General features: G+C 65.2%; 22 protein-coding genes. 14 read left to right on the plus strand and 8 right to left on the minus strand.

Annotated features, from left to right (window positions below):
- Complete coding sequence (locus ACTEK7_RS26510) at window positions 1-1,245, minus strand: MFS transporter (protein ID WP_225148492.1); 1,245 nt, start codon at window positions 1,243-1,245, stop codon at window positions 1-3.
- A 186-nt stretch (window positions 1,246-1,431) separates the two neighbouring features.
- Window positions 1,432-2,679, minus strand: coding sequence for an MFS transporter (locus ACTEK7_RS26515; RefSeq protein ID WP_225148491.1), 1,248 nt, complete (start codon window positions 2,677-2,679; stop codon window positions 1,432-1,434).
- A 187-nt stretch (window positions 2,680-2,866) separates the two neighbouring features.
- Between ACTEK7_RS26515 and ACTEK7_RS26520 the strand changes: the two genes are divergently transcribed.
- Window positions 2,867-4,933, plus strand: a complete 2,067-nt coding sequence (locus tag ACTEK7_RS26520) for a prolyl oligopeptidase family serine peptidase (protein WP_225148490.1) — start codon at window positions 2,867-2,869, stop codon at window positions 4,931-4,933.
- Window positions 4,934-5,050: 117 nt separating this feature from the next.
- Here ACTEK7_RS26520 and ACTEK7_RS26525 read toward each other — a convergent pair whose 3' ends face one another.
- Complete coding sequence (locus tag ACTEK7_RS26525; RefSeq protein WP_036014591.1) at window positions 5,051-5,725, minus strand: DUF938 domain-containing protein; 675 nt, start codon at window positions 5,723-5,725, stop codon at window positions 5,051-5,053.
- 221 nt (window positions 5,726-5,946) lie between these two features.
- Between ACTEK7_RS26525 and soxX the strand changes: the two genes are divergently transcribed.
- The 9 genes from soxX (at window position 5,947) to ACTEK7_RS26570 (ending at window position 12,927) form a co-directional block, all read left to right on the plus strand.
- Window positions 5,947-6,303: a sulfur oxidation c-type cytochrome SoxX gene (gene soxX / locus ACTEK7_RS26530; protein ID WP_036014593.1), complete on the plus strand. Its 357-nt coding sequence runs from the start codon at window positions 5,947-5,949 to the stop codon at window positions 6,301-6,303.
- A 27-nt stretch (window positions 6,304-6,330) separates the two neighbouring features.
- Window positions 6,331-6,828: a thiosulfate oxidation carrier protein SoxY gene (soxY, locus tag ACTEK7_RS26535; protein ID WP_225148489.1), complete on the plus strand. Its 498-nt coding sequence runs from the start codon at window positions 6,331-6,333 to the stop codon at window positions 6,826-6,828.
- A gap of 15 nt (window positions 6,829-6,843) precedes the next feature.
- A complete protein-coding gene (soxZ, locus tag ACTEK7_RS26540) occupies window positions 6,844-7,155 on the plus strand; it encodes a thiosulfate oxidation carrier complex protein SoxZ (RefSeq protein ID WP_225148488.1) in 312 nt (103 codons plus the stop codon).
- Window positions 7,155-8,018, plus strand: a complete 864-nt coding sequence (gene soxA / locus ACTEK7_RS26545; RefSeq protein WP_225141066.1) for a sulfur oxidation c-type cytochrome SoxA — start codon at window positions 7,155-7,157, stop codon at window positions 8,016-8,018. Before soxZ ends, soxA begins: the two co-directional genes overlap by 1 nt.
- Complete coding sequence (locus tag ACTEK7_RS26550; RefSeq protein WP_036014604.1) at window positions 8,015-8,320, plus strand: hypothetical protein; 306 nt, start codon at window positions 8,015-8,017, stop codon at window positions 8,318-8,320. Before soxA ends, ACTEK7_RS26550 begins: the two co-directional genes overlap by 4 nt.
- Window positions 8,321-8,370: 50 nt before the next feature.
- Entirely contained in the window at window positions 8,371-10,122 is a 1,752-nt protein-coding gene (soxB, locus tag ACTEK7_RS26555; protein WP_225148487.1) for a thiosulfohydrolase SoxB, read from the plus strand.
- A gap of 131 nt (window positions 10,123-10,253) precedes the next feature.
- Complete coding sequence (locus ACTEK7_RS26560) at window positions 10,254-11,291, plus strand: MBL fold metallo-hydrolase (protein ID WP_036042512.1); 1,038 nt, start codon at window positions 10,254-10,256, stop codon at window positions 11,289-11,291.
- Window positions 11,292-11,378: 87 nt separating this feature from the next.
- A complete protein-coding gene (locus ACTEK7_RS26565; RefSeq protein WP_036014608.1) occupies window positions 11,379-11,552 on the plus strand; it encodes a hypothetical protein in 174 nt (57 codons plus the stop codon).
- Between the two features lie 166 nt (window positions 11,553-11,718).
- Window positions 11,719-12,927 (plus strand): MFS transporter, encoded by a 1,209-nt coding sequence (locus tag ACTEK7_RS26570; RefSeq protein WP_036026276.1) that lies wholly within the window; start codon window positions 11,719-11,721, stop codon window positions 12,925-12,927.
- Window positions 12,928-13,184: 257 nt separating this feature from the next.
- Here ACTEK7_RS26570 and ACTEK7_RS26575 read toward each other — a convergent pair whose 3' ends face one another.
- Window positions 13,185-14,510: an MFS transporter gene (locus ACTEK7_RS26575; RefSeq protein ID WP_109145517.1), complete on the minus strand. Its 1,326-nt coding sequence runs from the start codon at window positions 14,508-14,510 to the stop codon at window positions 13,185-13,187.
- 144 nt (window positions 14,511-14,654) lie between these two features.
- On the opposite strand from ACTEK7_RS26575, the gene ACTEK7_RS26580 reads away from it, so the two are divergent.
- The 4 genes from ACTEK7_RS26580 to ACTEK7_RS26595 are packed head-to-tail and all read left to right on the plus strand — an operon-like array spanning window position 14,655 to window position 19,252.
- On the plus strand, window positions 14,655-15,308 hold the full coding sequence (locus tag ACTEK7_RS26580; RefSeq protein WP_036014611.1) for an ABC transporter ATP-binding protein: 654 nt from the start codon (window positions 14,655-14,657) through the stop codon (window positions 15,306-15,308).
- Window positions 15,305-17,767 carry an FtsX-like permease family protein gene (locus ACTEK7_RS26585; protein ID WP_225148486.1) on the plus strand — a complete coding sequence of 821 codons (2,463 nt, stop codon included), beginning with the start codon at window positions 15,305-15,307 and terminating at the stop codon, window positions 17,765-17,767. Before ACTEK7_RS26580 ends, ACTEK7_RS26585 begins: the two co-directional genes overlap by 4 nt.
- Complete coding sequence (locus tag ACTEK7_RS26590) at window positions 17,757-18,839, plus strand: lipocalin-like domain-containing protein (RefSeq protein ID WP_225148485.1); 1,083 nt, start codon at window positions 17,757-17,759, stop codon at window positions 18,837-18,839. Before ACTEK7_RS26585 ends, ACTEK7_RS26590 begins: the two co-directional genes overlap by 11 nt.
- 26 nt (window positions 18,840-18,865) lie before the next feature.
- Window positions 18,866-19,252: an MAPEG family protein gene (locus tag ACTEK7_RS26595; RefSeq protein WP_225148484.1), complete on the plus strand. Its 387-nt coding sequence runs from the start codon at window positions 18,866-18,868 to the stop codon at window positions 19,250-19,252.
- Window positions 19,253-19,465: 213 nt separating this feature from the next.
- Here ACTEK7_RS26595 and ACTEK7_RS26600 read toward each other — a convergent pair whose 3' ends face one another.
- The 4 genes from ACTEK7_RS26600 to ACTEK7_RS26615 all read right to left on the minus strand — a co-directional run bounded on the left by ACTEK7_RS26600 (window position 19,466) and on the right by ACTEK7_RS26615 (window position 26,003).
- Window positions 19,466-20,656, minus strand: a complete 1,191-nt coding sequence (locus ACTEK7_RS26600; RefSeq protein WP_225148483.1) for an ABC transporter substrate-binding protein — start codon at window positions 20,654-20,656, stop codon at window positions 19,466-19,468.
- 286 nt (window positions 20,657-20,942) lie between these two features.
- Window positions 20,943-24,107 carry an efflux RND transporter permease subunit gene (locus ACTEK7_RS26605; RefSeq protein WP_225148482.1) on the minus strand — a complete coding sequence of 1,055 codons (3,165 nt, stop codon included), beginning with the start codon at window positions 24,105-24,107 and terminating at the stop codon, window positions 20,943-20,945.
- Window positions 24,104-25,303, minus strand: a complete 1,200-nt coding sequence (locus ACTEK7_RS26610; RefSeq protein WP_036026265.1) for an efflux RND transporter periplasmic adaptor subunit — start codon at window positions 25,301-25,303, stop codon at window positions 24,104-24,106. The genes ACTEK7_RS26605 and ACTEK7_RS26610 overlap by 4 nt, the downstream gene beginning before the upstream one ends.
- Window positions 25,304-25,595: 292 nt before the next feature.
- Window positions 25,596-26,003: a hypothetical protein gene (locus tag ACTEK7_RS26615; RefSeq protein ID WP_036014633.1), complete on the minus strand. Its 408-nt coding sequence runs from the start codon at window positions 26,001-26,003 to the stop codon at window positions 25,596-25,598.
- Between the last annotated feature and the right edge of the window lie 95 nt (window positions 26,004-26,098).

Below are 26,098 nucleotides of genomic sequence, written 5' to 3' on the forward strand. Positions count from 1 at the left end.
CTAAGCGGATGTCATCCCAGAGAGACGCGGCCTCCCCCGCACCATGATCAGCGCCGCCGCCATCACCTCCAGCACGATGCAGAGATAGAAGGGCAGCGTATAGCCGCCGGAGAGATCGCGCAGGAAACCGACCACGCCGGGACCGAACGCGTAGGTCACCTGGTTGATCGCCGTGTTGAGGCTGATCAGCACGCCGAAGGCGGCGGAGTCGAACTCCTGCTGCACGATGAGCGAGGGCAGCGTGATGAGGTTGCCGACCGAAAAGCCGAACACGGCGCAGGCCGCGATCAGCACGTAATCGTTGTGCAGGTTGACGACGACGAGAAGCGCGGCGGCCTGGCTGAGGAACGACAGCGCGGACGCGAGGCGCTGATTGATGCGGTCGATCACCAGCGAGAACAGCACGCGGCCGACCACCGCCATCGCGGTGAGCACCGCGACGGCCACGGCGGCGCGCTCGCGTCCGATCACGGGATCGAGGAACGAGATCAGATGCACGATGAAGCCGACCTGGGCGAACAGCACCAGGGCGAAGGCGATCGTCACCGTGAGGAAGCCGGCGTCCCGCAGCGCCCAGGCGCGGATCTCAGTCGATGATTGCGGCTTCGCCTTCGCCGCCGCCTTCCACCCGTGGCGATCGGGCGGGCGGCCGACGAGAAGGAGGATGACCGGCACGAGCAGGATCAGCATGGCGCCGGCGGCGGCGTACATCGCACCGGCGAAGCCGATATGGCCGATCAATGCTACCAGCAGCGGCACGCCGGCGATGCCGCCGAAGCTGGCGCCGTTGAGCGCGAGACTGATCGCCATGCCGCGCTTCTGGTCGAACCACAGGCTGATCGTGTTGGTGATCATGCCGAGACTGGTGCCGGCCCAGCCGAAGGCGAGCACGGCATTGGCGAGATAGAGCTGCCAGGGCTCGCGCACCGCGCCGATCGCGACCGCGGCGGACGCCATCGCCAGCGTCCCGGCGATCAGGCTGAGCCGTGGACCGTATTTCCGCACGGCCTCGCCGACGAAGACGACCAGCAGCGCGCCGAACAAATAGAAGAACGTGGTGCCGGAGGAGATCAGCGAGGCCGGCCAGCCCCGCGCGCGCTGCAGCTCGGCGACATAGACGCTCTGGCCGTAGAAGCCGAGCCCCCAGCCGAAGGTGGCGAGCAGGAAGCAGACCGCGACGATGCGCCAGCCTTCATAGCGGAGCGAGGATTCGTGGGCCGCTGGGGTCTGAGGATTGTCGAGCATTTCATCTGCCGTTTGTTTTGCTCCGTCATGCCCGGACTTGTTCCGGGCATCCACGTTCTTCTTCCGACCTCGCAAAGACGTGGATGGCCGGGACAAGCCCGGCCATGACGACATCTAAATAACCTTCCTCAGAAAATCACTTCGGCCTGGATCGAAGTGTCAACGCTGCTGACAACCTCCCGCCACTCACACGGCGTCGGGGAATTCGCCCATGGCCACCTCCAGCCGCGCCTTGCGGCGCTTCGCCCAGGAGACCAGCGAGAGCACCGCAAGGCCCAGCACCACCGGCGGGAACACCACGAGGTTCACCGCGGACCAGCCGTAATTGGCGAGCAGCTGGCCCGATGAGAACGAGCCGATCGCCATCATGCCGAACACCAGGAAATCGTTGAAGGCCTGCACCTTGTTGCGCTCCTGCGGGCGATGCGTCTCCAGCACCAGCGCGGAGGCGCCGATGAAGGAGAAATTCCAGCCTACGCCGAGCACGATCAGCGTCGCCCAGAAATGCATCGCCGTAAGGCCGGAGAGACCGATGATGGCGGCGCCCGCTTCCAGCAGCAGGCCGGCGGCGACGATCTTCGGAGCGCCGAAGCGCGCGATCAGCGTGCCCGTGAAGAAGCTCGGCCCGTACATCGCAACGATGTGCCATTGCAGGCCGAAATTGGAATCGGACACGGACAGGCCGCACAGCTTCATCGCAAGCGGCGCCGAGGTCATGACCAGGTTCATCATGGGATAGGAGATGACGCCGCACAGCGCTGCCGCGATGAAGCGCGGCTGGGACACGATCGTGAGCAGCGGCCGGCCGCCGTGCAGATCGGCCGGCGCGGGCTTCGGCATATCGACGCCGGCGACGATGCCCATCGCGATCAGCGCGACGGCGGCCTGCACCAGGAAGCTGAAGGCGAACAGATAAGGCTGCCAGACATCCATGGTCCATTGCACGAGCTGCGGACCGAGCACGCCGGCGAACACGCCGCCCGCCATCACCCAGGACACGGCCTTCGGCCGGTAGGCCGCACTGGCGCCATCCGCGGCGGCGAAGCGATAGGATTGCGCCACCGCGCCGTAGAGACCGCCGAGGAAGGTAGCAAAGCAGAACAGCGCGAACGAGCCGCGCAGAATTGCGAGCGAGCCGAGCAGGCCGGTGAGCGTGCCGAGACCCGTGCCGATGACGAAGGCGGCGCGGCGGCCGAAGCGGCGCGAGATCGCGCCGGTCGGCAGCGTCCCGGCGGCGAGCCCGACCACATACATCGAGATCGGCACGGTCGCGAACGACATGTCGGGCGCGAGCGTGGCGCCGACGATCGCTCCGGTGGCGAAGATCACGGCCGAGTTGGCGCCGGTCAGCGCCTGCGCGGCGGCGAGGCGCACCACGTTGGCGCGCGCGCGGGCATCGTCGGCGATCTCATGGGCTGCAGTCACGTCCAGCATCGGCATTTCCGCCCAAAGGGCTCTGTTGATTCGCGGCACTATGGAGGGGTGAGAGAGGGCCGGCAACCGGCGCAAACGGGCGCGGGCCATGCCCCTGACGCAATCGCTGGAATGATAACGCTGCGCACCCTTGACGGCTTGCGCTCGATCAAATCCTATCCGCCGCGATCTTCCGGGAGTTACCTTCATGTCCGTCGACGACAGGCCCACACGTCAAGCGCCCGACGACGATCCCTGGCTGTGGCTGGAGGAGATCGAGGGCCGGCAGGCGCTCGATTTTGTCGAGCGGCAGAACAGCCTGACGCTCGCCGCGTTCGGCGGCAAGGCCTTCGAGCACGATCGCGACATCCTCGCGGCGATCTATGACCGACCTGACAACATTCCCTATGTCAGCCGGCGCGGCAACGACCTGCACAATCTCTGGAAAGACGCCGCCAACCCGCGCGGCCTGTGGCGGCGGACTTCGCTTGCGGAATTTCGCAAAGCCGATCCGGCATGGGAGACCATGCTGGACATCGACCAGCTCGCGAGAAGCGAAGACGAGGACTGGTTGCTTAGCGGTATCGCCACGATGCCGGGAAGCTCGCGGGCGATCTTGAGCCTGTCGCGCGGCGGCAGCGATGCCGTCACCTTGCGGGAATTCGACCTCGCCACGAAAAGTTTCGTGGCGAACGGCTTTGCGCTGCCGGAAGCGAAAGGCGGCGTCGACTGGCTCGATGCCGACACGCTGCTGCTGTCAAGCGCGCATGGCGAGGACATGGCGACGAGCTCGGGCTATGCGCGCACCGTCCGCCTGTGGCGGCGCGGCCAACCGGTCGATCAGGCACAGATGGTCATCGAGACCACCGCCGATCACATGGTGATCTATGGCATGGCCGACGACACCGGAGCGGCGCCCCGGGTCTGGATCGTCGACCAGATCGACTTCTTCAACCACGCCATCTGGCTGCGCGATGCGGCCGGCACGACGACGAAGCTCGATCTGCCGACCGGGATTTGGATGCAGGCGCATGGCGACTGGTTCGCGATGAAGCTACGCAAGGACTGGCAGGTCGATGGCCGGACCTATGCCACCGACACCGTGCTCGGCATCTCGCTCTCGGCCTTCCTCGCCGGCAGCCGCGATTTTGTCGTCCTGTTCGAGCCCGCACCGCGGCGCGCGCTGCAAGGGTTGTTCTGGGCGGAAGGAAAGCTGGTGATGTCGATTCTCGACGAGCTCAAACCTCGCTTCGAGATCTGCACACCGTCTGCCACTAGCTGGAGCCGCGAGACACTTGGAGGCCTGCCGCAGATCGGCGTCGTCGATGTCTGGCCGCTCGACCGCCATGCATCGGAGAGCAATGGCGATCTGCTCGCCAATGTGCAGGACCCGCTGACGCCGCCGGCGCTGCTGCTGATCGAGCGCGGCGTCGCAAGCCCGATCGTGCTGAAGCAGGCGCCGAAGACGTTCACCGCCGATGGCCTCGTGGTGACGCAGCACGAGGCGATCTCCGTTGACGGCGAGCGTATCCCCTATGTGCAGACGGGCCCTGCCGGCGAGACCGGCGATGCGCCGGTCTATCTGAGCGCCTATGGCGGCTTTGGTCACTCGGTGAAGCCGTACTACAATTCCTCGCTCGGCAAGTTGTGGCTGGAGCGCGGCGGCACGATTGTGCAGGCGAATCTGCGCGGCGGCGGCGAGTTCGGCACGTGCTGGCACGATGCCGGACGGCTTGCCGGCAAGAAGCTTTCACACGACGATTTCGCCGCCGTCGCCGCCGATCTCGTCCGCCGCGGTGTGACGAGCGCAAAACGCATCGCCGCGCAGGGCGGATCGAACGGCGGCATCCTCATCACCAACATGCTGGTGCGCTATCCCGAGCGTTTCGGCGCATTGTTCTGTACCATCCCGCTGATCGACATGCGCCGCTACACCAAGCTGCTCGCCGGCGCGAGCTGGATCGCGGAATATGGCGATCCCGACAAGCCGGAGGAATGGGAATGGCTGCAGACATACTCGGCCTATCACAATGTGAAAGCCGGCCGGTCCTATCCGCCGATCCTGATTGCAACGACGCGGCGCGACGACCGCGTCCATCCCGGCCATGCCCGCAAGATGGCGGCAAAGCTGCAGGCCATGGGCTATGAGGCCTGGTTCTACGAGCCGCCCGCAGGCGGCCACGGCTACGGCAAGGACAACAAGGAGCGCGCCGGTTTCGAGGTGCTGGGCTATCGGTTCTTGAAGGAGAAGATCGGGTGGCGGGATGAAGGCTAGAGTTGGGTGCGCTGACGTCTCCACATCGTCATGGCCGGGCTTGGCCCCGCCATCCACGCCTTGCCTTACCGCCCGAAGAACGTGGATGCCCGGGACAAGCCCGGGCATGACGACCTCCTAGCCTCTTGCAAACACCAGCGTCAGATTGTTCGCGGGCATCTCGATCGTGTCGACGAGGCCGAGGCCTGCCGCCTTCGCCAGCTTCTCGACGTCGACGACGTCGCGCACGCCCCATTCGGGATTGCCCTCGCGCAAGGAGGTGTCGAACACCGCATTGCTGAGCGCGGTATGCTTGCCGTCGCGCTTGAAGGGGCCGTAGAGGAACAGCTTGCCGTCGCGGCGCAGATAACGGCCCGCGCCGGCGAACAGGCCTTCGGCCACGGCCCAGGGCGCGATGTGAATGACATTGGCGCAGAACACGGCCGCGAGGCTGGTCGGCCCCTGCCCGCTTTTCATTTCCGGGCACCAGTCGGGATCGGTGAGGTCGATGCGCAGGGGTGAACGGATGTTCGGCAGGCCGGCATGCACGCGCCAGGCTTCGATGCTCTTGAGGTGGCGCTGGTTGAGATCGCTCGGCCACCAGATCAGGCCCGGCGTGTGGCGGGCGAAATGCACCACGTGCTGCCCGGTTCCACTGCCGAGTTCCACGACGTTGCCGGTCGCATCCGCGAGATGCTTTTCCAGCGCTGCCCAGATCGGTTCGTGATTGCGATGGAAGGCAGGCGCATCGAGCCGGCCATCCGGCTCGACCCGTCCGCCATCCCTGCCAAATTCGACCACATATTCAGCCAAGTGACGTCCCCAAAAAATGCGAACCAGAAAAGGCGGCCAAACGTCCGAGAATAATCTGCTAGTTCACGCCCATCCGAATGAACGAACTATCTCGTCAGTTGCAATGCGCAGGATATTAACTCCATTTCACCGCGTGCATAGTCTTGATTGTCAGGCGATGGCCTTTGTGCTTTTGAACAATTCCGCAAACGAGATCATCGAGATAACGCCGGGACGATGCCTTGACCGCCTTTCCTCGCAAGCCCGCTCTGCTTGCTGCGCTGGCCCTCCTCGCCGGCGCGGCAATGGCCCCGGCGGGGGCGCAATCCACCGTGACGGAAGGCCAGAAGCTCGCCTTCGACCGCGGCAAGGGCAATTGCCTCACCTGCCACGTCATCAAAGGCGGCGACCTGCCGGGGACGATCGGACCGGAGCTGAAGGACATCAAGGCCAAATACCCCGATCGCAACGAGCTCACCGCGATCATCTTCGACGAGACCAAGCGCAATCCGCAAACCATGATGCCGCCGTTCGGCCGGAACCGGATTTTGACCGAGCAGGAGATCAACGCGATTGTTGATTTCCTGCAGACCCTGTAACCGCCGGCGGCCCCTAGGAGACTTGAGATGACCACGACCCCCAAGCCTCATTGGAGGCCTCATCCGACGCGGCGCCTGATCCTTCAGGGCGCTGCCTCCGTGGCGCTGCTCGGCCTCGGCAATCTGCCGTTCGCGCCCGCGCGCGCCGCGGCGAACGACAAATATCCGGAAGAGGCCTTCAGGCAGAAGAGCGAGGCGGATGCGATCAAGGCGCTCTACGGCAAGGCCGCCGAGCCGTCGGACAAGGTCAAGCTGGATGCGCCGGAGATCGCCGAGAACGGCGGCGTCGTGCCGATCTCGGTGACGACGACGCTGGACAAGGTCACCTCGATCTCGTTCTTCGTGGCGGAGAACTCGAGCGCGCTGGCGGCCAGCTACAGGATTCCCGATGGCACGATCCCTGCCGTCGCCAACCGGCTCAAGATGGCCAGGACCACCAAATTGACCGCGATCGTAGAGGCCGACGGCAAGCTCTACAGCGCGACCAAGGAGGTCAAGGTCACCGTCGGCGGTTGCGGCGGCTAAGCGAGGCAGTTCGACATGGCATCCAGCATTCGCGTGCGCGCAACATCGACCGGCGACATCACCGAGGTGCAGACGCTGATCCAGCACCCCATGGACACCGGCCTCGTCAAGGACTCCAAGGGCGAGTTGATCCCGGCGCATTTCATCGAGCGGCTGAAGTTCGAATGTAACGGCAAGGACGTGTTCGTCGCCGATTGGGGCACAGCGGTCTCCAAGGACCCCTACGTCAAGTTCAGCTTCAAGGGCGCCAAGAAGGGCGACGAGCTCAAGATCTCCTGGACCGACAACAAGGGCGGCTCGGATACGACCACCGCGAAGATCGCGTGATGAAGGCCCGCATCCACCTCCTGCTGGGCTCGCTCAGCGCTGCGCTCGTCGCGTTCGCGCTCGCCGCGCCGCGCGTGATCGCTGCCGACAAGGTCGATCCCGTCGCCGACGCCAAGGCGTTCCAGAACTTCTTCTTCCAGAAATTTCCGAACGTGAAGCACGAGGATTTCGTCAACGGTCCGTATTCCATGAACGAGGACATGAAGCGGCAGTGGCAGGAGAAGGAGGAATTCCCGCCTTACGAGTTCGCGCTCGAGGCCGGCAAGGAGATGTTCTCGACCCCGTTCAAGAACGGCAAGACCTATGCCGACTGCTTCCCGAACGGCGGCATCGGCATCCGCCAGAATTATCCGTACTTCGACAGCGGCGAAGGCAAGGTCATCACGCTGGAGCTCGCGCTCAACCGCTGCCGCGAGGCCAATGGCGAGGCGCCCTATTCCTACATCAAGGACGAGATGGCCTCGCTCACCGCCTACATGGCCTACACCTCGCGCGGCAAGCTGATGGACATCAAGATCCCCGACGATCCCCGCGCGCTGGCGGCGTACGAGAACGGCAAGCGCTATTTCTACACGCGGCGCGGCCAGATGAATTTCTCCTGCGCGAGCTGCCACGTGCAGAGCCCGGGCGAGCGCATCCGCGCCGAGACCCTCGCCCCAGCGCTCGGCATCCTCAACGCGATGCCGATCTACCGCTCCGAATGGAGCGGCATGGGCACGACCAGCCGCCGCTTCGTTACCTGCAACAGCCAGACCCGCGCGGTTCCACTGGAGCCGCAGTCGGATGAATATCGCGACGTCGAATATTTCCTGTCCTACGTCGCCAACGGCCTGCCGATCTCGGGACCGGGAGCACGGCCATGAAGCTGTCACTTGGCTTGGCCATGCTGCTCGCCTTGAGCCTTGCGCCATCCGCGCGCGCGGCGAGTGAGGCGGACTACAAGGCGGCCTATGCGGCCGCCGAAGCCGCCTCCAAGGAGGCGGCGGGCATGCGCAACCAGTGGACGGTGACCGTATCTGCGCTGGCGGCCGCGAAAAGGGCTGCCGATGGCGGCGATTTCGGCCGTGCGGTGGCCGCGGCCAGGGAAGCCGAAGCGCTGGCGAGGGCGTCGATCTTCCAGGCTGTTTCCGAAAAAGAAGCCTGGAAGGCGATGGAAATCCGCTAGACTGCCCCGCGGTGAACGCAGTCCCCACGAGAGGCGCGGAGAATTCTTGAATGGCGATCCGCCGCCGCGATTTCCTGAAAGGTGCAGGCCTTGCCGCGGCAACGATTGGCCTGCCGCGGCTCGCCCGCGGCGCTGACGCCGCCAGCATCTACGACCTCGAACGGTTCGGCAATGCGCGCATCCTGCACATCACCGACACGCATGCGCAGCTCAATCCGGTCTATTTCCGCGAGCCCAGCGTCAATATCGGCATCGGCGAGATGGCGGGACGGCCGCCGCATCTGGTCGGCCGGGCCTTTCTCGAGCGCTTCGGCATCCGCTCCGACAGCGCCGATGCCTATGCCTTCACCTGCTTCGAGTTCGAGAAGTCCGCAGGCCGCTTCGGCAAGCTCGGTGGCTTTGCCCATCTGAAGACACTGGTCGATCGCCTGCGCGCCGATGTCGGCGAGCGGCGTTCGCTGCTCGTCGACGGCGGCGATCTCTGGCAGGGCACGGGGCTGGCCAACCTGATGCAGGGCCGCGACATGGTCGAGGTGGCCAATCTGCTCGGCATCGAGGCGATGACGGGCCATTGGGAATTCACCTATGGCGAGCAGACGCTGCGCGACAATCTCGAGCGTTTCAAGGGCGAGTTCCTGGCGCAGAACGTGTTCCTGACCGAAGAGGCCGCGTTCAACGACGCGCCCGCCTTCGACAAGGCCACTGGGCGCGTGTTCAAGCCTTCCGTCATCAAGGAGCTCGGCGGGTATCGCATCGCAATCGTCGGCCAGGCCTTTCCCTACACTCCGATCGCGCATCCCAGGAGGTTTACACCGGACTGGAGCTTTGGCATCCGCGAGGAGGAGCTGCAGAAGCATGTCGATGCCTTGCGCGGCACCGACAAGGTCGACGCCGTCGTGCTGCTGTCGCACAACGGCATGGACGTGGATCTCAAGCTCGCCAGCCGGGTCACCGGCATCGACGTCATTCTCGGCGGCCACTCCCATGATGCCGTGCCGCAGCCCATGCCGGTGAAGAACGCAGGTGGTACGACGCTCGTCACCAATGCCGGCTCCAACGGGAAATTTCTGGGTGTGCTCGATCTCGCGCTCGACAGCGGCAAAGTCAGCGATGCCAGATATCGTCTGCTGCCGGTCTATTCGGAGCTGCTGAAGCCCGATCCGGCGATGGCCGAGCTGATAGGCCGGGTCCGTGCACCGCACGTGGCCGACTGGTCGGAAAAGATCGCGACGCCCGACCGGCTGCTTTATCGCCGCGGCAATTTCTCCGGCCCCATGGACGAGCTGATCTGCACCGCGCTGCGCACCGAGCTCGATGCCGAAATCGCGCTGTCGCCGGGCTTCCGCTGGGGCGTCACCGCGCTGTCCGGCCAGGCCATGACCATGGAGGATCTGCTGGCGGAAACCGCGATCACCTATCCCGAGACCTATGTGCAGGAGATAACGGGGGCCCAGATCAAGGACCTGCTCGAGGACGTCTGCGACAACCTCTTCAACGCCGATCCCTACTACCAGCAGGGCGGCGACATGGTCCGTGCCGGCGGGCTCAGCTACACCTGCACGCCGGACGCTGCGATCGGCAGCCGCATCTCGGAGCTGAAGCTCGGCAGCGGCAAGGCGCTCAACGCCAGCCACCGCTACAAGGTCGCGGGCTGGGCCTCAGTCAACGGCCAGCAGGGCGCGCCGGTGTGGGACGTGGTCGGCAAATATCTGCGCTCGGGCCGGATGATGCCCGAACGGCTCAGCTCCGGCGTGACGCTGAAAGGCGTCGAAGGCAATCCAGGCATTGCAGGACTGGGATGATGTGTTTTGTCCGCGATCATGCGGCCATAATAATAATCTTCTAAATTTTTCTGCTCATGCAGTGAATTACTTCTCTTTCCGACCCGTATTGTAGTAGAATCTTGGAAGTCAGTTCCAAGCCGGGTTCTGCCATGATCTTCCGACAGCTCTTCGACAGCGTTTCGGGCACCTACAGCTACGTCCTCGCCAGCCGCCCCGGCGGCGAGGCGCTGATTCTCGACCCCGTGCTGGAGAAGGTCGACCGCTACTGCCAATTGCTGCGCGAGCTCGACCTCAAGCTGGTCAAGGCGGTGGACACGCATCTGCATGCCGACCACGTCACCGGCCTCGGCGAGCTGCGCGATCGCACCCATTGCATGACCGTGATGGGCGACCAGACCAAGGCCGACGTCGTCGCCATGCGGGTGGCCGACGGCGACAAGGTGACGATCGAGGGCCTGTCGCTCGACGTGATGTACACGCCGGGCCACACCGACGATTCCTATTCTTATTTGATGGGCGACCGCGTCTTCACCGGTGACACGCTGCTGATCCGCGGCACGGGCCGCACCGATTTCCAGAACGGCTCGGCGCGCGCGCAATACGATTCGATCTTCAACCGCCTCTTGAAGCTGCCGGACGAGACGATGGTGTTTCCGGCCCACGACTACAAGGGCGACACCGTCTCCACCATCGGCGAGGAAAAACGCTACAATCCACGGCTCCAGGTGCGCTCGGTCGACGAATATGTCGAGCTGATGGCCAATCTGAAGCTGCCCAATCCGAAGATGATGGACGTGGCGATTCCCGCCAACATGCATGTCGGCCTGCACCAGGAAGAGCTGGAGAAGGAAGGCCGCGCGCTCAGCGCGATCGAGGCGATCCGCAGCCTCGGCCGGCCCGACATCCTGCTGGTGGACTTGCGCGAGACCAATGAGCGGATGAAGCACGGCATGCTCGAAGGCGCGCTGCACACGCCGTATCCCTCCGTCGAGGAGAGCCTCAAGCCCGGCGGCATGCTGCGCGAGGTCGCGGCCGCAACCGGGCGGCGCGTGGTGTTCTTCTGCGCCTTCGGCGAACGCTCGGCGATGGCCGTTGCTGCCGCAAAGGAGGCGGGGCTTCCGAACACCGCGCATATCGCCGGCGGCCTCGATGCCTGGAAGAAGGCAGGCGGGCCGGTGGTGCACTGACGATCTCGTCGCCCCTTGAGATAAATCAGGCGCCGCACATATTTGGCAGGTAGATTCGGATGCAGCATCACCCATCCGGGACCAGCCATGGCCAAGACCGGCAAGTCGAGCGAGCCGCCCAAGATCACCGAGAAGAAGCCCGCGGACGACAAGGCGAAGAGGGCCCCGCGCCGGCGCGAGACCGATGACGACGACTACGAAGACGGCGACATCGCAACGCCGAAGCGCGATCGCTATGGCCCGGACGACGAGCCGTTCTGAGGATGCAGCTCCGCTGTCGTTCCTGCGCTCGCCGGGGACAACGGCGTGAAGCACACCTGACCCCGCACGGCCCCGCCCGCACTACCTGCCATGCGCCTGCGTTCATGGACAAATAACCGCCAGCCCCGATAGTTTGCCGGTCCATCGGGAGTGAAACGGAACTGCAATGGTCGACGTTCTCGCCGCACCGCAACAAGGCAAGACGGACAGTGCGCTGCGCACGCTGACGGGGATCTCGATCGCGCATTGGGTCAGCCATTTCCATCTGCTGGTCCTGCCGATGCTGTTTCCGTTCCTGAAGGAGAAGCTCGGCGTCGGCTATGTCGAGCTCGGCTTCGCCCTCACCGTGTTCGCGGTGGTATCGGGGTTAACCCAGGCGCCGACCGGCTACCTCGTCGACCATTTTGGCGCGCGGCGCATTCTCTTGGCCGGGCTCGCGCTCGGCGGCGCCGCGCTGATCCTGCTCGGTCTGCATCTCAGCTACGCCTCGCTGATCGCCTGCGCAGTGCTGCTGGGTCTTGCCAACAGCGTCTATCATCCCGCCGATTACGCGATTCTTGCGGAGCACATGGACGAGGGGCGGATGGGCCGCGCCTTCTCGATCCATACCTTTGCCGGCTTTCTCGGCGGCGCCGTCGCACCGGCGATCGTGGCCGCGCTCGTAACGCTGTCCGGCGGCACCGGCGCGCTGATCGCCTCGGGCGCGATCGGCATTGCGGTGGCGCTGCTGCTGATCATCATGAACATACCCGATGCCGGTGCGCACAAGAAGAAGCCCGGCAGCGAGAGCGCGCCAAAGCAGGCCATCATCACGCCGGCGCTGATCACGCTGACTGCGCTGTTCATGCTGCTGAGCCTGTCGGTTGCCGGCATCAACAATTTCGGCGTGGTGGCGCTGATGAGCGGCTACGGCACGTCCTATTCGATCGCCAATGTCGCGCTGACTGCGTTTCTCGCCGCAAGCGCCGCGGGCGTACTCGCCGGCGGCTTCCTCGCCGACCGCACCGAGCGCCACGGCTATGTCGCGGCGGCCTGCTTCGCCGCGAATGCGGCCATCGTGCTGCTGATCGCGCTGGTGACGCTGCCGGGCTGGGCCTTGACGGCGACGATGGCGACCGCAGGTTTCCTCTCCGGCGTGATCGCGCCTTCGCGCGACATGCTGGTGCGCAATGCCGCGCCTCCGGGTGCCGCGGGGCGCGCTTTCGGCATCGCCTCTACCGGCTTCAACCTCGGTGGCATCGTCTCACCGCTGCTGTTCGGCTGGATCATGGATCAAAGCGCGCCGCACTGGGTGTTCGGCGCGTCCGTGATCTTCATGGTGGCGACGGTGGTGCTGTCGCCGTTCACGGAGCGCCGGCCGGCGAAAGCAAATTGAGCCGTCGGCATCGACACAAATCCAACTGTCGTTCCTGCGAAGGCTAACGAAGCAGCCGCTTACCCTCCCCTGGAGGGGTCCGGGACGAGCGAAGCTCGCCCGTGGTCGATCGCGCGCAGCGCGAGCGGGGTGGGGTGATCTCTCCTCTCGGGCACTGCCGGATGGGAAACACCGTCACCCCACCCCGCTACGCATTCCGCTTCGCTACATGCGCAGCGAGCCTCCCCCTCCAGGGGAGGGTAAGAGAGAGCCGCGACTTACGTCGGCGACACTGCGCCCTTCAGCGCCGTGCCCTGCGCCGCCGCACCACGTGTCAGCCTGGCTTTCTCCGTGTTCGGCCACAACAGCAGCAGGCCAATGACGCCGGAGCCGATCATGACCACCGCGTTGATAGTGAAGCCCGTCAGGTAGCCGTCGAGCATGCTGCTGGCGCGCTGGATCACGGTGCCCATCACGCTCGGCGCGATGATGCCTGAAAGCGTGTAGAGCGCGCCGTAGATCGCGAGCACTGCACCGCGCTGCGAGGCCGGCGTGAACTCGCCGAGCATCGGCGGGCAGACCACGTAGATCGCGCCGCAGAGTCCGGAGCCGAGGACGAGCAGCGCGATCTGCAGGCCGGCGCCCTCGACATGCGCCATCGCGGTGAGGATCAGGCCGCCGACGATGAGCGGCACCGAGCCGAGCACGCCGCGCGAGACGCGCGTGGTGTAGCCGCGGGCCATCATCACCTGCGAGATCCAGCCGGTGAGGAGAACGATGGTGGCGCCGAACACCCAGGGCAGGATCGAGATGAAGCCGGCCTGGCTCTGCGAGAAGCCGAGCCCCTTGACGATGAACGGCGTGAACCAGGTGAGGCCGAGCGACAGCGCCCAATAAGCGCCGAAGGTCGCGATCACGCAGCCGAGGAAGGTGCGTGAGGTCAGCAGCTGCACGTACGCAATCTTCGGCTCGGTGACGGCCAGGACCTCGGTATCCTCCAGCGGGCCTTCCTTGCCGAGCGCGAGCCAGGCTGCGACCCAGATCAGGCCGACGACGCCGAGCGCGCCGAAGGCGTAGTGCCAGGAATGGTTGACGATGATCCAGTTCAGCGCCGGCACCGCCAGGATGACGCCGAAGGCCGAGCCCTGTGACAGGATTGCAGTCGGCAGCGTGCGCTTCTCGTCGGGGAACCATTTGTAGATGGCGTGCGCGGCGACCGAGAAGGCCGGCCCTTCGCCCGCCCCCAGCACGATGCGGCAGATCAAGAGCGTGGTGAAGGAGACTGTGCCGACCATCGGGAACTGCGACACCGCCCAGATTACCGCCAGCGTCAACAACACCCAGCGCGTCGGCACCTTGTTGACGATGAAGCCGACCACGATGGCCGAGATCGAGAACAGGAAGAAGAACGAGGACCCGAGCAGGCCGAACTGCTCGGCGCTGAGCTTCATGTCGGTCATGATCGGCACGCCGGCGAGACCGACCACGATCTTGTCGGCGAAGTTCACCACCATGAAAAGAAAGAGGAGAAATGTAACAGTCCAGGCGCCCTTTGGCGTTTTGGTCGTCCCAGCCGCCACATTCGGCATTTCCTGAGCGCTCATCATTCTCCCCGTATGTCTTTTCGGTACCTATTTGATTTGGCCGTCTTGGAAGCTAACAGCGGCTTCAGGGCCAACGCAACCCCGGCATTTCCGCATCAGGTGTGCTAGGCAGCAATTCCGTTGATTCCGTCCGGCGCCGTCATCGTGCTGAGCATCCGAAACCTCTCAAAGACCTTCTCTTCGGCCGGCGAGCCCGTCCATGTTCTGCGCGGCGTCGACCTCGACCTCGGGGCTGGCGAGCGCGTCGCGCTGACCGGTGAATCCGGCAGCGGCAAGAGCACCCTGCTGCACCTGATCGCTGGCCTCGACGCCGCCGATGGCGGCTCGATCCGGCTGGGTGACGCCGAGGTCACCACGCTATCGGATGCCGGACGCGCCAGCTTGCGGCGGAATCGCGTTGGCCTGGTCTTTCAGCAGTTCAACCTGATCCCGAGCCTCTCCGTCGCGGACAATCTCGCCTTCCAGGCGCGGATCGCCGGCCGGCATGATGCGGCCTGGACGAAAGAGCTTGTCGAGCGCCTCGGACTCGGCAGCCTGCTCAAACGGTATCCAGAGCAAATATCAGGCGGCCAGCAGCAGCGGGTCGCGATCGGCCGGGCGCTGGCGACAAAGCCCGCGCTGCTGCTGGCGGACGAGCCGACCGGCAATCTCGACGAAGCTACCGCCGAGGAGGTGCTGGCGCTGGCGCGCGACCTCGTCGCGCGCACCGGCTGCGGCTTCCTGATGGTGACGCACAGCCTGCATCTCGCCGCCACGCTCGACCGTCATCTCACGTTGCATGCGGGGCGCATTTCATGAAGCGCGCGCTCTGGGTTCTCGCCGTGCTGCTCAGCCATTGGCGGCGCCACAAGATGCAGTTCGCGACGCTCCTGATTGGCCTGATTGCGGCGACCGCGCTGTGGAGCGGGGTGCAGGCCATCAATCAGCAGGCCCGCAATGCCTATGACCGCGCTGCAGCGACGTTCGGCGGCGTGCGCACCGCGATGCTGGTCGCTCCCAATGCGGCGACTTTCCCGCAGGAGCTGTTCATAAAGCTCCGCCGCGCCGGCTGGCCGGTGTCGCCGGTGCTGGAGGGGCGCGTCCAGATCAACGGGCATTCGGTGCGGCTGCTCGGCATCGAGCCGGTCACGCTGCCGGTCGATGTCGGCAACGCGCCACGCCTGGGTGCCACGGATCTCAGCAGCTTCGTTGCTCCGCCCGGCCAGACGTTGGTGGCCCGGGAGACGCTGAGGGGCTTGCAGCAAGCAGAAGGCGCGGCCCCGGCGATCAGCAGCGGCGCAAGGCTGCCGCCGCTGCGGGTCCAGCCGCAGCTCGCACCCGATGTGCTCGTGGTCGATATCGGCGTGGCACAGCGGCTGCTGAGCAAGCCCGACCAGGTCTCGCGGCTGCTGATCGGCAAGCCGAGGGGCAAGCCCGCACCGCTCGCGAGCGTGGTCGGCGAGCAGCTAGAGCGAGTCGAGCCCAATGCGGAGACGGAGCTCGAGCGTCTCACCGACAGTTTTCATCTCAACCTCACCGCCTTCGGCCTGCTGTCGTTCTTCGTCGGCCTGTTCATCGTCAATTCGGCCGTCGGCCTTGCGTTCGAGCAGCGGCTGCCAATGCTGCGCACTTTGCGGGCCTGTGGCGCCTCGGCGCGGCTAGTCAATACGGTGCTGGTGGTCGAGCTGGTGGCGCTGGCGCTGGTCGCAGGCCTGATCGGGCTCGCGTGCGGCTATTTCATCGCAGCCGCCCTGCTGCCCGATGTCGCGGCCTCGCTGCGCGGACTCTATGGCGCGCAGATCCCTGGGCAGCTCAGCCTGCGGCCCGAATGGTGGCTCGCCGGCATCGGGATCAGCGTGGCGGGTGCGCTTGTGGCGGCGGCGACCAGCCTGATCAAGGCGATCAGGATGCCGGTGCTGGCGACGGCGCAGCCGGGCGCCTGGCAGCAGCGGCAACGCCGCTGGCTGATCCTGCAGAGCTGTGCGGCCTGCGGCGCGTTCGCCGTCGCGCTGCTGCTGCTCCATTACGGGCAATCATTGATCGCAGGGTTCGGCGTGCTGGCCGCGCTGATGTTCGGTGCGGCACTGATCCTGCCGGCCTTCCTCGACATCATCCTGCTCGTAGGCCAGCGCTTCGCGCGAGGCCCGCTCGTGCTGTGGTTCTGGGCGGACAGCCGGCAGCAGCTCTCCGGATTGTCGCTGGCGCTGATGGCGCTTTTGCTCGCGCTTGCCGTCAACGTCGGGGTCTCCACCATGGTGGAGACCTTCAGCCGCACCTTCATCGGCTGGCTCAACGGGCGGCTCGCCGCCGACGTCTACGTCAGCGCGTCCGACAATGCGCAAGGCGTCGCGATCCGGAGCTGGCTGAAGGATCGCAGCGATGTTCAGGCGATCCTCCCCGGCGGGCGCGCGGAGGCGCAGTTTCAGGGCCAGCCGGTCGAGTTGCTCGGCCTGCCCGATCACGCGCTCTATCGTGAGCGCTGGCCGCTGATCGAGACCGCGCCGCGCGCCTGGACCCGGCTGGTGCCGGGCAATGCCGCTTTCATCAGCGAGCAATTGAGCCGGCGGCTGAACGTGCAGATCGGCGACGTCGTCGAGGTGCCGGCGCCGGGCGGAAGCTGGGAGCTCGACATCGTCGGCATCTATGCCGATTACGGCAACCCCAAGGGGCAGCTCACTGTGAACGTCGCCGCATTGATCCGGCAGTTTCCGCAGACGCCGCAGACGCGGATCGGCCTGATCGTCGCGAGAGAGAATATCCCCGGCCTGATTGCGGCTTTGCAGAAGCAGTTCGGGCTCGACGACCGCAGAATCGCCGACCAGGCGACGGTGAAGGCGGAATCGATCCGCATCTTCAACCGCACCTTCGCGGTGACGTCGGCGCTGAACGCCTTCACGCTCGGCGTCGCCGGAATCGCATTGCTCACGAGCCTGCTGACCCTGGCGAACTCCCGACTGCCGCAGCTTGCGCCGCTGTGGGCGATCGGCCTGACCCGGCCACGCCTTGCCACAATCGAGCTGACCAAGACGCTCTCGGTCGCGCTGTTCACGGCACTGCTGGCCGTGCCGCTCGGACTGCTGGTCGCGTGGTGCCTGATTGCAATCGTGAACGTGAAAGCTTTCGGCTGGCGGCTGCCGTTCCACGTCTTTCCGTTGCATCTGGTGGAGCTGGTCGCGGTGGCGCTCTTCGCCTCGCTGCTTGCGGCGCTGCTCCCGATGGTGCGGCTGGCGCGGATGCAGCCGGCGAATCTCGTCAAGGTGTTTGCCAATGAGCGCTGAAGCCATCACGCGGCGCGCCTTCGCCGGTGGCATCGTCGCCCTCGCCCTCCCGCGCCGCGCCGGCGCGCAGGGCTATGCCGGACTCGCCGAGACCGCCGATGGGTTTACAAAGGTAACGCCGGGAAAGACATTCACCTTCCCCGAAGATCACGGACCGCATCCGCAGTTTCGTATCGAGTGGTGGTATCTCACGGCAAACCTCGTCGACGCGCGCGGCGCGGCGTGCGGCCTGCAATGGACGCTGTTCCGCCAGGCGGCGCAGCCAGGTCCGCAAGGCGAGGGCTGGGCCAATCAACAGGTGTGGATGGCGCATGCCGCGGTGACGCGCGCCGACACTCACCGCTTCTCTGAAACGTTTTCACGGGGTGGCGTCGGGCAAGCCGGCGTGACGGCAAAACCGTTCGATGCCTGGATTGACGATTGGGAGATGAAGAGTTTTGACCGCACCGATGACCGCGCTTTGGCGCCGCTGTCGCTGAAGGCAGCTGGCGCCGATTTCAGCTACGCACTGACGCTCGAGGCCGACCGGCCGGTCGTGCTGCAGGGCGATCGCGGCTTCAGCCGAAAGTCGGAGCGTGGGCAGGCCTCGTACTACTACAGCCAGCCGTTCTACCGCGCGCGCGGCACGCTCAGCATCGAGGACAAGCCGGTCGATGTCTCGGGCCAGGCCTGGATGGACCGGGAATGGAGCAGCCAGCCGCTCGACGCCGACCAGACCGGCTGGGACTGGCTGTCGCTGCATCTGTCATCCGGAGACAAGCTGATGCTGTACCGGCTGCGGCAGAAGGACGGCAGAAATTATCCGTTCGGCAATTGGATCAGCGCGGCCGGCGAGACGCAGATGATTGCAGGCAGCGACATCCAGATGATGCCGAAGGCGACGGCTGAGATTGCGGGACGCAAGTTGCCGGTGCAATGGCAGATCGCGATCCCCGCGCGATCATTCTCGATCCTCTGCAAGCCGCTCAATCCGAACGCCTGGATGGGGACCGGCTTCTCGTACTGGGAAGGGCCGATCAGCTTTGCCGGCACACATGACGGCGTTGGCTATCTCGAGCTGACCGGCTATTGAGGCGCGATCTCTTCGAAGGAACGACGATGTATCATCTCACCGCCCTCGTCACGCTGCTGGCGATCGCGTTTTATTTCTTCACCTCCATCAACGTCTCGCGCTCTCGCACCAAGACCGGCGTGAAGGTACCTGCGATGTCGGGGCATCCGGATTTCGAACGGGCCTTCCGCATCCAGATGAACACGTTGGAATGGATGCCGATCTTCTTGCCGGCCCTTTGGCTGTTCGCGATCTATATCAGCGACGCCATCGCGGCGGCGATTGGCGCGATCTGGATCATCGGCCGGATCGTCTATTTCATCGGCTATTCGCAAGCCGTGGCCAAGCGCGGCACCGGCTTTGCGATCCAGGCGCTCGCGGCAATGGCGCTGTGGGTCGGGGCGCTCGGGGCGGTGGTGCTGCGGTTGGTGTGAGGCAATCCGCCGCCACACATTCCGCTGTCGTCCCGGACAAGCGTAAGCGCCGATCCGGGACCCATAACCACAGGAAGATGTCGTGATGCGAGCTGATCACTCCGAGTCCCCGTAACCACGCGTGCCTGTGGTTATGGGTCCATGATCGGCGCGCGCTTGAGGCGCGCTTGTCCGGGACGACAGCGAGGGTGTGGCGCTCGCTGTGCCACTTCCCTACTTCGTCAGCGGACAGCCGCTCTCCTTGGCGGTGAAGAAGGCCTTGTCGCCGGGGACGGTGGCGAGCAGCTTGTAATAATCCCAGGGCTTCTTCGACTCCGAGGGCTTCTTGACCTCGAACAGATACATGTCGTGGATCATGCGGCCGTTCTCGAGCACCTTGCCGCCTTGCGCGAAGTCGTCGTCGACCGGCAGCTCCTTCAGCTTCTTGGCGACGGCATCCGGATCCTTGGTCCCGGCAGCCTTGACGGCCTTGAGATAGCTCAGCGTCGCCGAATAGGTACCGGCGTGGATCATGCTCGGCATCCGCCCGGTGCGCTTGAGGAAGCGCTCGCCGAGATTGCGCGTCCTGTCGTTGAGATCCCAGTAATAACCTTCGGTCAGCACCAGGCCTTGCGCGGCCTGCAAGCCGAGGCCGTTCACCTCGGCAAGCGTCATCAGGAGGCCCGCGAGCTTCTGGCCACTCGCGACGATGCCGAACTCGGACGCCTGCTTGATCGAATTGGTGGTGTCGAGGCCGGCGTTGGCGAGGCCGACGATCTTCGCCTTCGAGCTCTGCGCCTGCAGCAGGAAGGAGGAGAAGTCCGACGAATTGAGCGGAACGCGCACCGAGCCGAGCACCTTGCCGCCATTGGCGGTGACGATCTCGCTGGTGTCCTTCTCCAGCGCGTAGCCGAAGGCGTAGTCCGCGGTGAGGAAGAACCAGGTGTCGCCGCCGGCTTTGGTCAGCGCGCCGCCGGTGCCGACGCCGAGCGCGCGGGTGTCGTAGGCCCAGTGGAAGCCGTAGGGCTGACAGGCATCGCCGGTGAGGCGCGATGTCGCGGCGCCGACGACGATGTCGATCTTCTTCTTTTCCTTGGAGAGCTCGTGGATCGCGAGCGCGACTGAGGAGGTCGTCAGCTCCGTGATCATATCGACGTTCTCGACGTCATACCAGCGCCGCGCGATCGAGCTTGCGAGGTCAGGCTTGTTCTGGTGGTCTGCAGTGACGAGCTCGATCTTCTGGCCGAGTACTTCGCCGCCGAAATCCTCGATCGCCATCTTGGCCGCTTCGACCGACCATTTGCCGCCGTAATCGGCATAGACGCCGGACTGGTCGTTGAGGATGCCGATCTTGACGCCTTGCGCGGAGGCGGGAACCGCAATCAAGAGGGCCGAGGCCGCTGCGGCCCAAAGTGCTGATTTCATATGTTAACTCCCGGCATTCTTCTGTGAAATCGCGCGGATAGTAGTGAAGAACCCCGCGCGCCCCCATCCATTTCATGTTGGTCGTTAGTATGAGATTCTGCGTGCCACATTCTCCACCGTCGTCCCGGGGCGTGCGCAGCGCGAGCCCGGGACCCATCACCACAGGATGGTGTTTGGCGAAGACTCGCCGCTGTCGCGCTAAACTCCTTCCTGTGGTTATGGATCCCCGCGTTCGCGAGGATGACAGCGGAGGATGTGGCGGAGTCTTTGGCCATCGAGAGAGACGTCAGGCCATCGCCTCCGGCTTCTTGTCGCGCCGCCCTTCCGCCAGGTTCCGCACCACGACGTAGAAGATCGGTGTGAACAGAAGGCCGAACAGGGTGACGCCGATCATGCCGAAGAACACGGCGACGCCGACGGCCTGGCGCATCTCCGAGCCAGAGCCGGTCGAGATCACCAGCGGCAAGACGCCGAGGATGAACGCGAACGAGGTCATCAGGATAGGCCGCAAGCGCAGGCGGCAGGCATCGACGACGGCCTCCAGCCGCGGCTTGCCTTCGTTCTCGATATCGCGCGCGAATTCGACGATCAGGATCGCGTTCTTCGCCGCCAGTCCCACCAGCACGACGAAGCCGATCTGGGTCAGAATGTTGACGTCCTGGCCCATGATGCGAACGCCGATGGTGGCGGCGAGCAGGCACATCGGCACGATCAGAATCACCGCGAACGGCAGCGTCCAGCTGCCATATTGCGCGGCGAGGACGAGATAGACGAACAGCACGCAGATCGGAAATACGTAGAGGCCGGCATTGCCGCCGGTGACCTGCTGATAGGACAGGTCGGTCCATTCGAAGGTGAAGCCGCTCGGTAAAGTATCGTTCGCGAGCTGCTTGATGGCGTTGAGCGCGGTGGTCGAGCTCGTGCCCGGCGCCGGCTCACCCTGGAGTTCGGACGCCGCATAGAGATTGTAGCGCGCGACGCGGTCGGGTCCCGAGACGTCCTTGAACTCGACCACGCTGCCGAGCATCACCATGTCGCCGGAAGCGTTGCGCGTGCGCAGGCGCGCAAGGTCGCTCGGTTCTTTCCGGAACGGGAAGTCGGCCTGCGCGGTGACGTGGTAGGTGCGGCCGAACAGGTTGAAGTCGTTGACATAGGTCGACCCGAAATAGGTCTGGATCGTCTCGTTGATGTTGGAGATGGGCACGCCCAGCTTCTGCGCCTTGGTGCGGTCGATGTCGACGAAGAGCTGCGGCGTGTTGGCCGTGAACGGCGAGAACACCGAGGGGGCGAGCAGCGACGTCGATTTGCGCGCGGCGGCGACAAGCTCGTCGGTGGCGGCTGCGAGCATTTCAGGCCCGCGGCCCTGGCGGTCCTGGATGCGGATGGCAAAGCCGCCGCCGGTGCCGATGCCGGGCACGGCCGGCGGCGGAATCACGATGATGAAAGCACCCTGGATCGCGGACAGGCGCTTGCGCAGCTCGGCCGTGATGGCATTCGCGGACAGGCCCTTCTTCAGCCGCGCCTCGGGCTCGTCGAACACCGGGAACAGCGCCGCCGCATTGCCGGCCTGCGTGCGGGTGGCGCCGGAGAAACCGGCAAAGGCGGCGACTCGAACGATGCCCGGCGTATCCAGCGAGATCCGCTCGATCTCGCGCACGACCTCGGTGGTGCGCGCCAGCGACGCCGCGCCCGGCAATTGCACGGATATGATGACGTAGCCGCGATCCTGCGCCGGGATGAAGCCCTGCGGCGTGGTCACGATCAGCCAGCCGGCGCCGCCGATCAGCACGACGTAGATCAGCAGCATCAGGACCGAATGGCGAATCGCGAAATTGGCGAGGCCGGCATAGCCATGCGCCAGCCGGTCGAACACGCGATTGAACACGCCGGTGAACGCATTCCAGCCGCGCGCGATGATGTTCCAGGCGGCCGGCGGCCGCTTTTCTTCGTGTGGTGTGAGGATCTGCGAGGCCAGCGCGGGCGAGAGCGTCAGCGAGCAGAAGCAGGAGATCGCCGTCGCAACGGCGATGGTGACGGCGAATTGCTGGAAGAACTGCCCGGAGATGCCGCCAAGGAACGCGGTCGGGACGAACACCGCGCATAGCACCAGGGCGATCGAGACCAGTGCGCCGCCGACCTCCTCCATCGTCTTCAGCGCGGCATCGCGACGACTGAGGCCGTGTTCGAGATGGCGTTCGACATTCTCGACCACGACGATGGCGTCGTCGACCACGATGCCGACCGCGAGGACGAGCCCGAACAGGGTGAGATTGTTGATGGAGAAGCCGAGCGCCGCCATCACCGCGAACGTGCCGACCAGCGAGACCGGAATCGCGATGATCGGAATGATCGCGGGCCGCCATCCCTGCAGGAACACCAGCACGACGACGACCACGAGCAGCATGGCCTCGTAAATGGTCTTGATCAGCTCGTGGACCGACTGGGCGATGAACTCGGTCGGGTTGTAGCCGATATTGAAGTCGAGCCCCCTGGGAAAGCTCTCCTTGAGCCTCGTCATGGTGTCGGAGATGTTCTTTGCGGTCGCGAGCGCGTTCGAGCCCGGCCGCTGCGTCACCAGCATCGCGACCGCCGACTTGCGCAGCAGGAAGCTGTTGGTGCTGTAGGCCAGCGCCCCGAGCTCGATGCGGGCGACGTCGCGCAGCCGCACCGTGCGGCCGTCAGGGCCGGCCTTGATCAGGATATCCTCGAACTGCTTCTGGTCCTTCAAACGTCCGGTGAAGGTGAGGTTGGGCTGGAAGGCGCGATCGGCGATCGGCGGCTCGGCGATCTGGCCGCCCGCGATCTGCACGTTCTGGGCGCGGATGGCCGCGAGCACCTCGGCCGAGGTCAGGCCGAGATTGGCGATTCTGTCGGGATCGAGCCACAGCCGCATCGAATAGTCGCGGGCGCCGAAGATCTGGATGTCGCCGACGCCGTCGATGCGCAAGAGCTGGTCGCGGACCTGGAGCAGCGCATAATTGGAGATGTAAAGCTGGTCGAACGTGTCGTCCGGCGACAGCATGAACACGACCATCAGGATGTCGGGCGAGTTCTTGCGGGTGGTGACGCCGTTGCGCTGCACTTCCTCTGGAAGGCGCGGCTGCGCGATGGCGACGCGATTCTGCACCAGCACCTGGGCCTTGTCGAGATCGGTGCCGAGCTTGAAGGTGACGGTGATGGTGAGCTGGCCGTTCGAGGTCGCCTGGCTGTAGAGATACAGCATGTCCTCGACACCGTTGATCTCCTGCTCGATGGGAGCTGCGACCGTGTCGGACACGGTCTGGGCGGAGGCGCCGGGATATTGCGTCGTGACGACGACGGTCGGCGGCACCACTTGCGGATATTCGGAGACCGGCAGCGTGGTGTAGGCGAGCGCACCGACGATCAGGAGCACGATCGACAGCACCATCGCCAAAATGGGCTGGTTGATGGAGAGGCGGCCAAGATTCATGACTTGCCACCGGCCGGCGCTTGCGCGGTCTGGGGAGCGACCTTGGCGCCGACGCGGGCGCGCTGGATGCCGTTGACGATGACACGATCGTCCGGCTTCAGCCCTTCACGGATCACGCGCAGGCCGTCGTCGAGCGGACCGAGCACGACGGGGCGTGCCTCGACCGTATCATCAGGCTTGACCACGAACACGATCTTGCGGGACTGGTCGGTTGCGATCGCAGCGTCCGGAATCAGCAGCGCCTCGTAAGGCGCGCTGCCGATCAGGCGGACGCGGCCGAACTGGCCGGGCAGGATCGAAAGATCCGTGTTCTTCACCACCGCGCGGCTGCGCAGCGTGCCGGTCGACACGTCCAGCCGATTGTCGAGGAAATTGACGGTGCCCTCGCGCGAGGGCTTGGTCTCGCCGGCCAGCGTCACTTGCACCGGGTTCGCGGTATCGCGCGAACTTGGCCGCCGTCCTTCGAACCACAATTTGCTGTATTTGATGAACGTCGCCTCATCCATGTCGAAATAGATGTAGATCGGATCGAGCGCGACGATCGAAGTCAGCAGCGTCGAGGTGCCGGTGTCGCTGCCCTGCACGAGATTGCCGGGGCTGACGAGATGGCGGCTGACGCGGCCGGTCAAGGGCGCTGCCACATGCGTGAACTCGATGTTGAGCTTGGCGGCCTTCAGCGCGCCCTCGGCCTGCATCTCGGCGGCGTGCGCAGCCTGCAAGGCCTGGCGGCGCTGATCGACGACCTGTTCGGAGACCGCGCTGGTCTGCACGAGGCTGAGACCACGGTCGAGCTCGCGCTTGGCGAGCTCCACTCGCGCCCGTGCGTCTGACAGCTGGCCCTCCGCCTGAGTGGCCACCGCCTCGAACGGGCGCGGATCGATCACGTAGAGCAGGTCACCCTGACGCACGATGGCGCCGTCCTGGAATTCGACCGAGTTGACGAAGCCACCGACCCGCGGCCGCACCTGGACCTCCTCCACCGCCTCGAAGCGGCCGGTGAACTCGTCCCAATCGGTGACTGTGCGCTTGACCGGCTGGGCGACCGTCACCGCCGGCGCCGGCGGAGCCGCAGCCTGCGATGCCGGCTTGTCGCAGCCGGACAGGGCGAACGCGGCGGCGAGAAGCCCGGCAATTGCGCTGACCTGAACGAAATCGTGCTTTTTGATCAACTGCCTGCTTCCGTCCGGTCCGCTCATCCCCAGGTCCTCGCATCAAAGCCGCAGAAAATGCAGGGTACGCCTCTACCTGCGGGCGCCACAAGATGTGTTGCAAAGATGAACTCTTCAAGACCAATGCGCGCGCAATGCTCCGAACGGCGCCCTGACCGGATGACGGGTTGACAGAGAGAGACGGTGCCGGGCAAGGCAGTTGCGGCAAGCCGAACCCTGCCGTAAACGACGGGCACTCGGAATTGCGAGCTTTTCCCGGCGGCTGTCCTTCGAGATGCCCGCTTCAGACGGGCCCATCGAGACAGAGACAGAGAGAGAGCTACTTACGCAGCCTGGCCTTGGCGCCGGCGACGATCTGCATGGCGACGCCGGCCATCCAGCCGACCAAGACGAGCCAGGTCCAGGCCATGTGCGGATCGAGCCGGAGCACGATCACGGCGACCGAGGCGAACGCGGTGAGCGTGGCGGAGAGCGTGCCGGCGGCGCTCATGAGCTCGGCGGCGTCGATCTGGCTGTGCGCATCGTCGAAAGGCATCTGCGGCGTGTCGATGCCGAGATAGAAGCCGATGCCGCCGAGCAGCATCATCAGCAGCAGGAAGCCCTGCGTGGTGAGGGTGGGGATCGCCGAGCCGACATAGGCGCCGACGAACAATCCGCACGCGGCCCCCGCCATGGCAAGGCCGACGCGCTCGAACACATGGGCAGTTTTACGAAAACGAAAACGCATGGCCAGCCTCCGCGAGGCGTTGAGTGTGGAGAGGTTAGGCCAGTTTTAAGGGGCGTGGAAGGTGAGGAGGTTTACGGATGCGTGAGGGGTGGCAG

Source organism: Bradyrhizobium sp. JHI2711, assembly GCF_056156565.1.

Bases quoted from the DNA above. Each gene is read 5' to 3' on its own strand.
- ACTEK7_RS26510 (WP_225148492.1), bottom strand. From the start codon at position 1,245: ATGCTCGACAATCCTCAGACCCCAGCGGCCCACGAATCCTCGCTCCGC.
- ACTEK7_RS26515 (WP_225148491.1), bottom strand. From the start codon at position 2,679: ATGCTGGACGTGACTGCAGCCCATGAGATCGCCGACGATGCCCGCGCG.
- ACTEK7_RS26520 (WP_225148490.1), top strand. From the start codon at position 2,867: ATGTCCGTCGACGACAGGCCCACACGTCAAGCGCCCGACGACGATCCC.
- soxY (WP_225148489.1), top strand. From the start codon at position 6,331: ATGACCACGACCCCCAAGCCTCATTGGAGGCCTCATCCGACGCGGCGC.
- soxZ (WP_225148488.1), top strand. From the start codon at position 6,844: ATGGCATCCAGCATTCGCGTGCGCGCAACATCGACCGGCGACATCACC.
- soxA (WP_225141066.1), top strand. From the start codon at position 7,155: ATGAAGGCCCGCATCCACCTCCTGCTGGGCTCGCTCAGCGCTGCGCTC.
- ACTEK7_RS26550 (WP_036014604.1), top strand. From the start codon at position 8,015: ATGAAGCTGTCACTTGGCTTGGCCATGCTGCTCGCCTTGAGCCTTGCG.
- soxB (WP_225148487.1), top strand. From the start codon at position 8,371: ATGGCGATCCGCCGCCGCGATTTCCTGAAAGGTGCAGGCCTTGCCGCG.
- ACTEK7_RS26560 (WP_036042512.1), top strand. From the start codon at position 10,254: ATGATCTTCCGACAGCTCTTCGACAGCGTTTCGGGCACCTACAGCTAC.
- ACTEK7_RS26565 (WP_036014608.1), top strand. From the start codon at position 11,379: ATGGCCAAGACCGGCAAGTCGAGCGAGCCGCCCAAGATCACCGAGAAG.
- ACTEK7_RS26570 (WP_036026276.1), top strand. From the start codon at position 11,719: ATGGTCGACGTTCTCGCCGCACCGCAACAAGGCAAGACGGACAGTGCG.
- ACTEK7_RS26575 (WP_109145517.1), bottom strand. From the start codon at position 14,510: ATGAGCGCTCAGGAAATGCCGAATGTGGCGGCTGGGACGACCAAAACG.
- ACTEK7_RS26585 (WP_225148486.1), top strand. From the start codon at position 15,305: ATGAAGCGCGCGCTCTGGGTTCTCGCCGTGCTGCTCAGCCATTGGCGG.
- ACTEK7_RS26590 (WP_225148485.1), top strand. From the start codon at position 17,757: ATGAGCGCTGAAGCCATCACGCGGCGCGCCTTCGCCGGTGGCATCGTC.
- ACTEK7_RS26595 (WP_225148484.1), top strand. From the start codon at position 18,866: ATGTATCATCTCACCGCCCTCGTCACGCTGCTGGCGATCGCGTTTTAT.
- ACTEK7_RS26600 (WP_225148483.1), bottom strand. From the start codon at position 20,656: ATGAAATCAGCACTTTGGGCCGCAGCGGCCTCGGCCCTCTTGATTGCG.
- ACTEK7_RS26605 (WP_225148482.1), bottom strand. From the start codon at position 24,107: ATGAATCTTGGCCGCCTCTCCATCAACCAGCCCATTTTGGCGATGGTG.
- ACTEK7_RS26610 (WP_036026265.1), bottom strand. From the start codon at position 25,303: ATGAGCGGACCGGACGGAAGCAGGCAGTTGATCAAAAAGCACGATTTC.
- ACTEK7_RS26615 (WP_036014633.1), bottom strand. From the start codon at position 26,003: ATGCGTTTTCGTTTTCGTAAAACTGCCCATGTGTTCGAGCGCGTCGGC.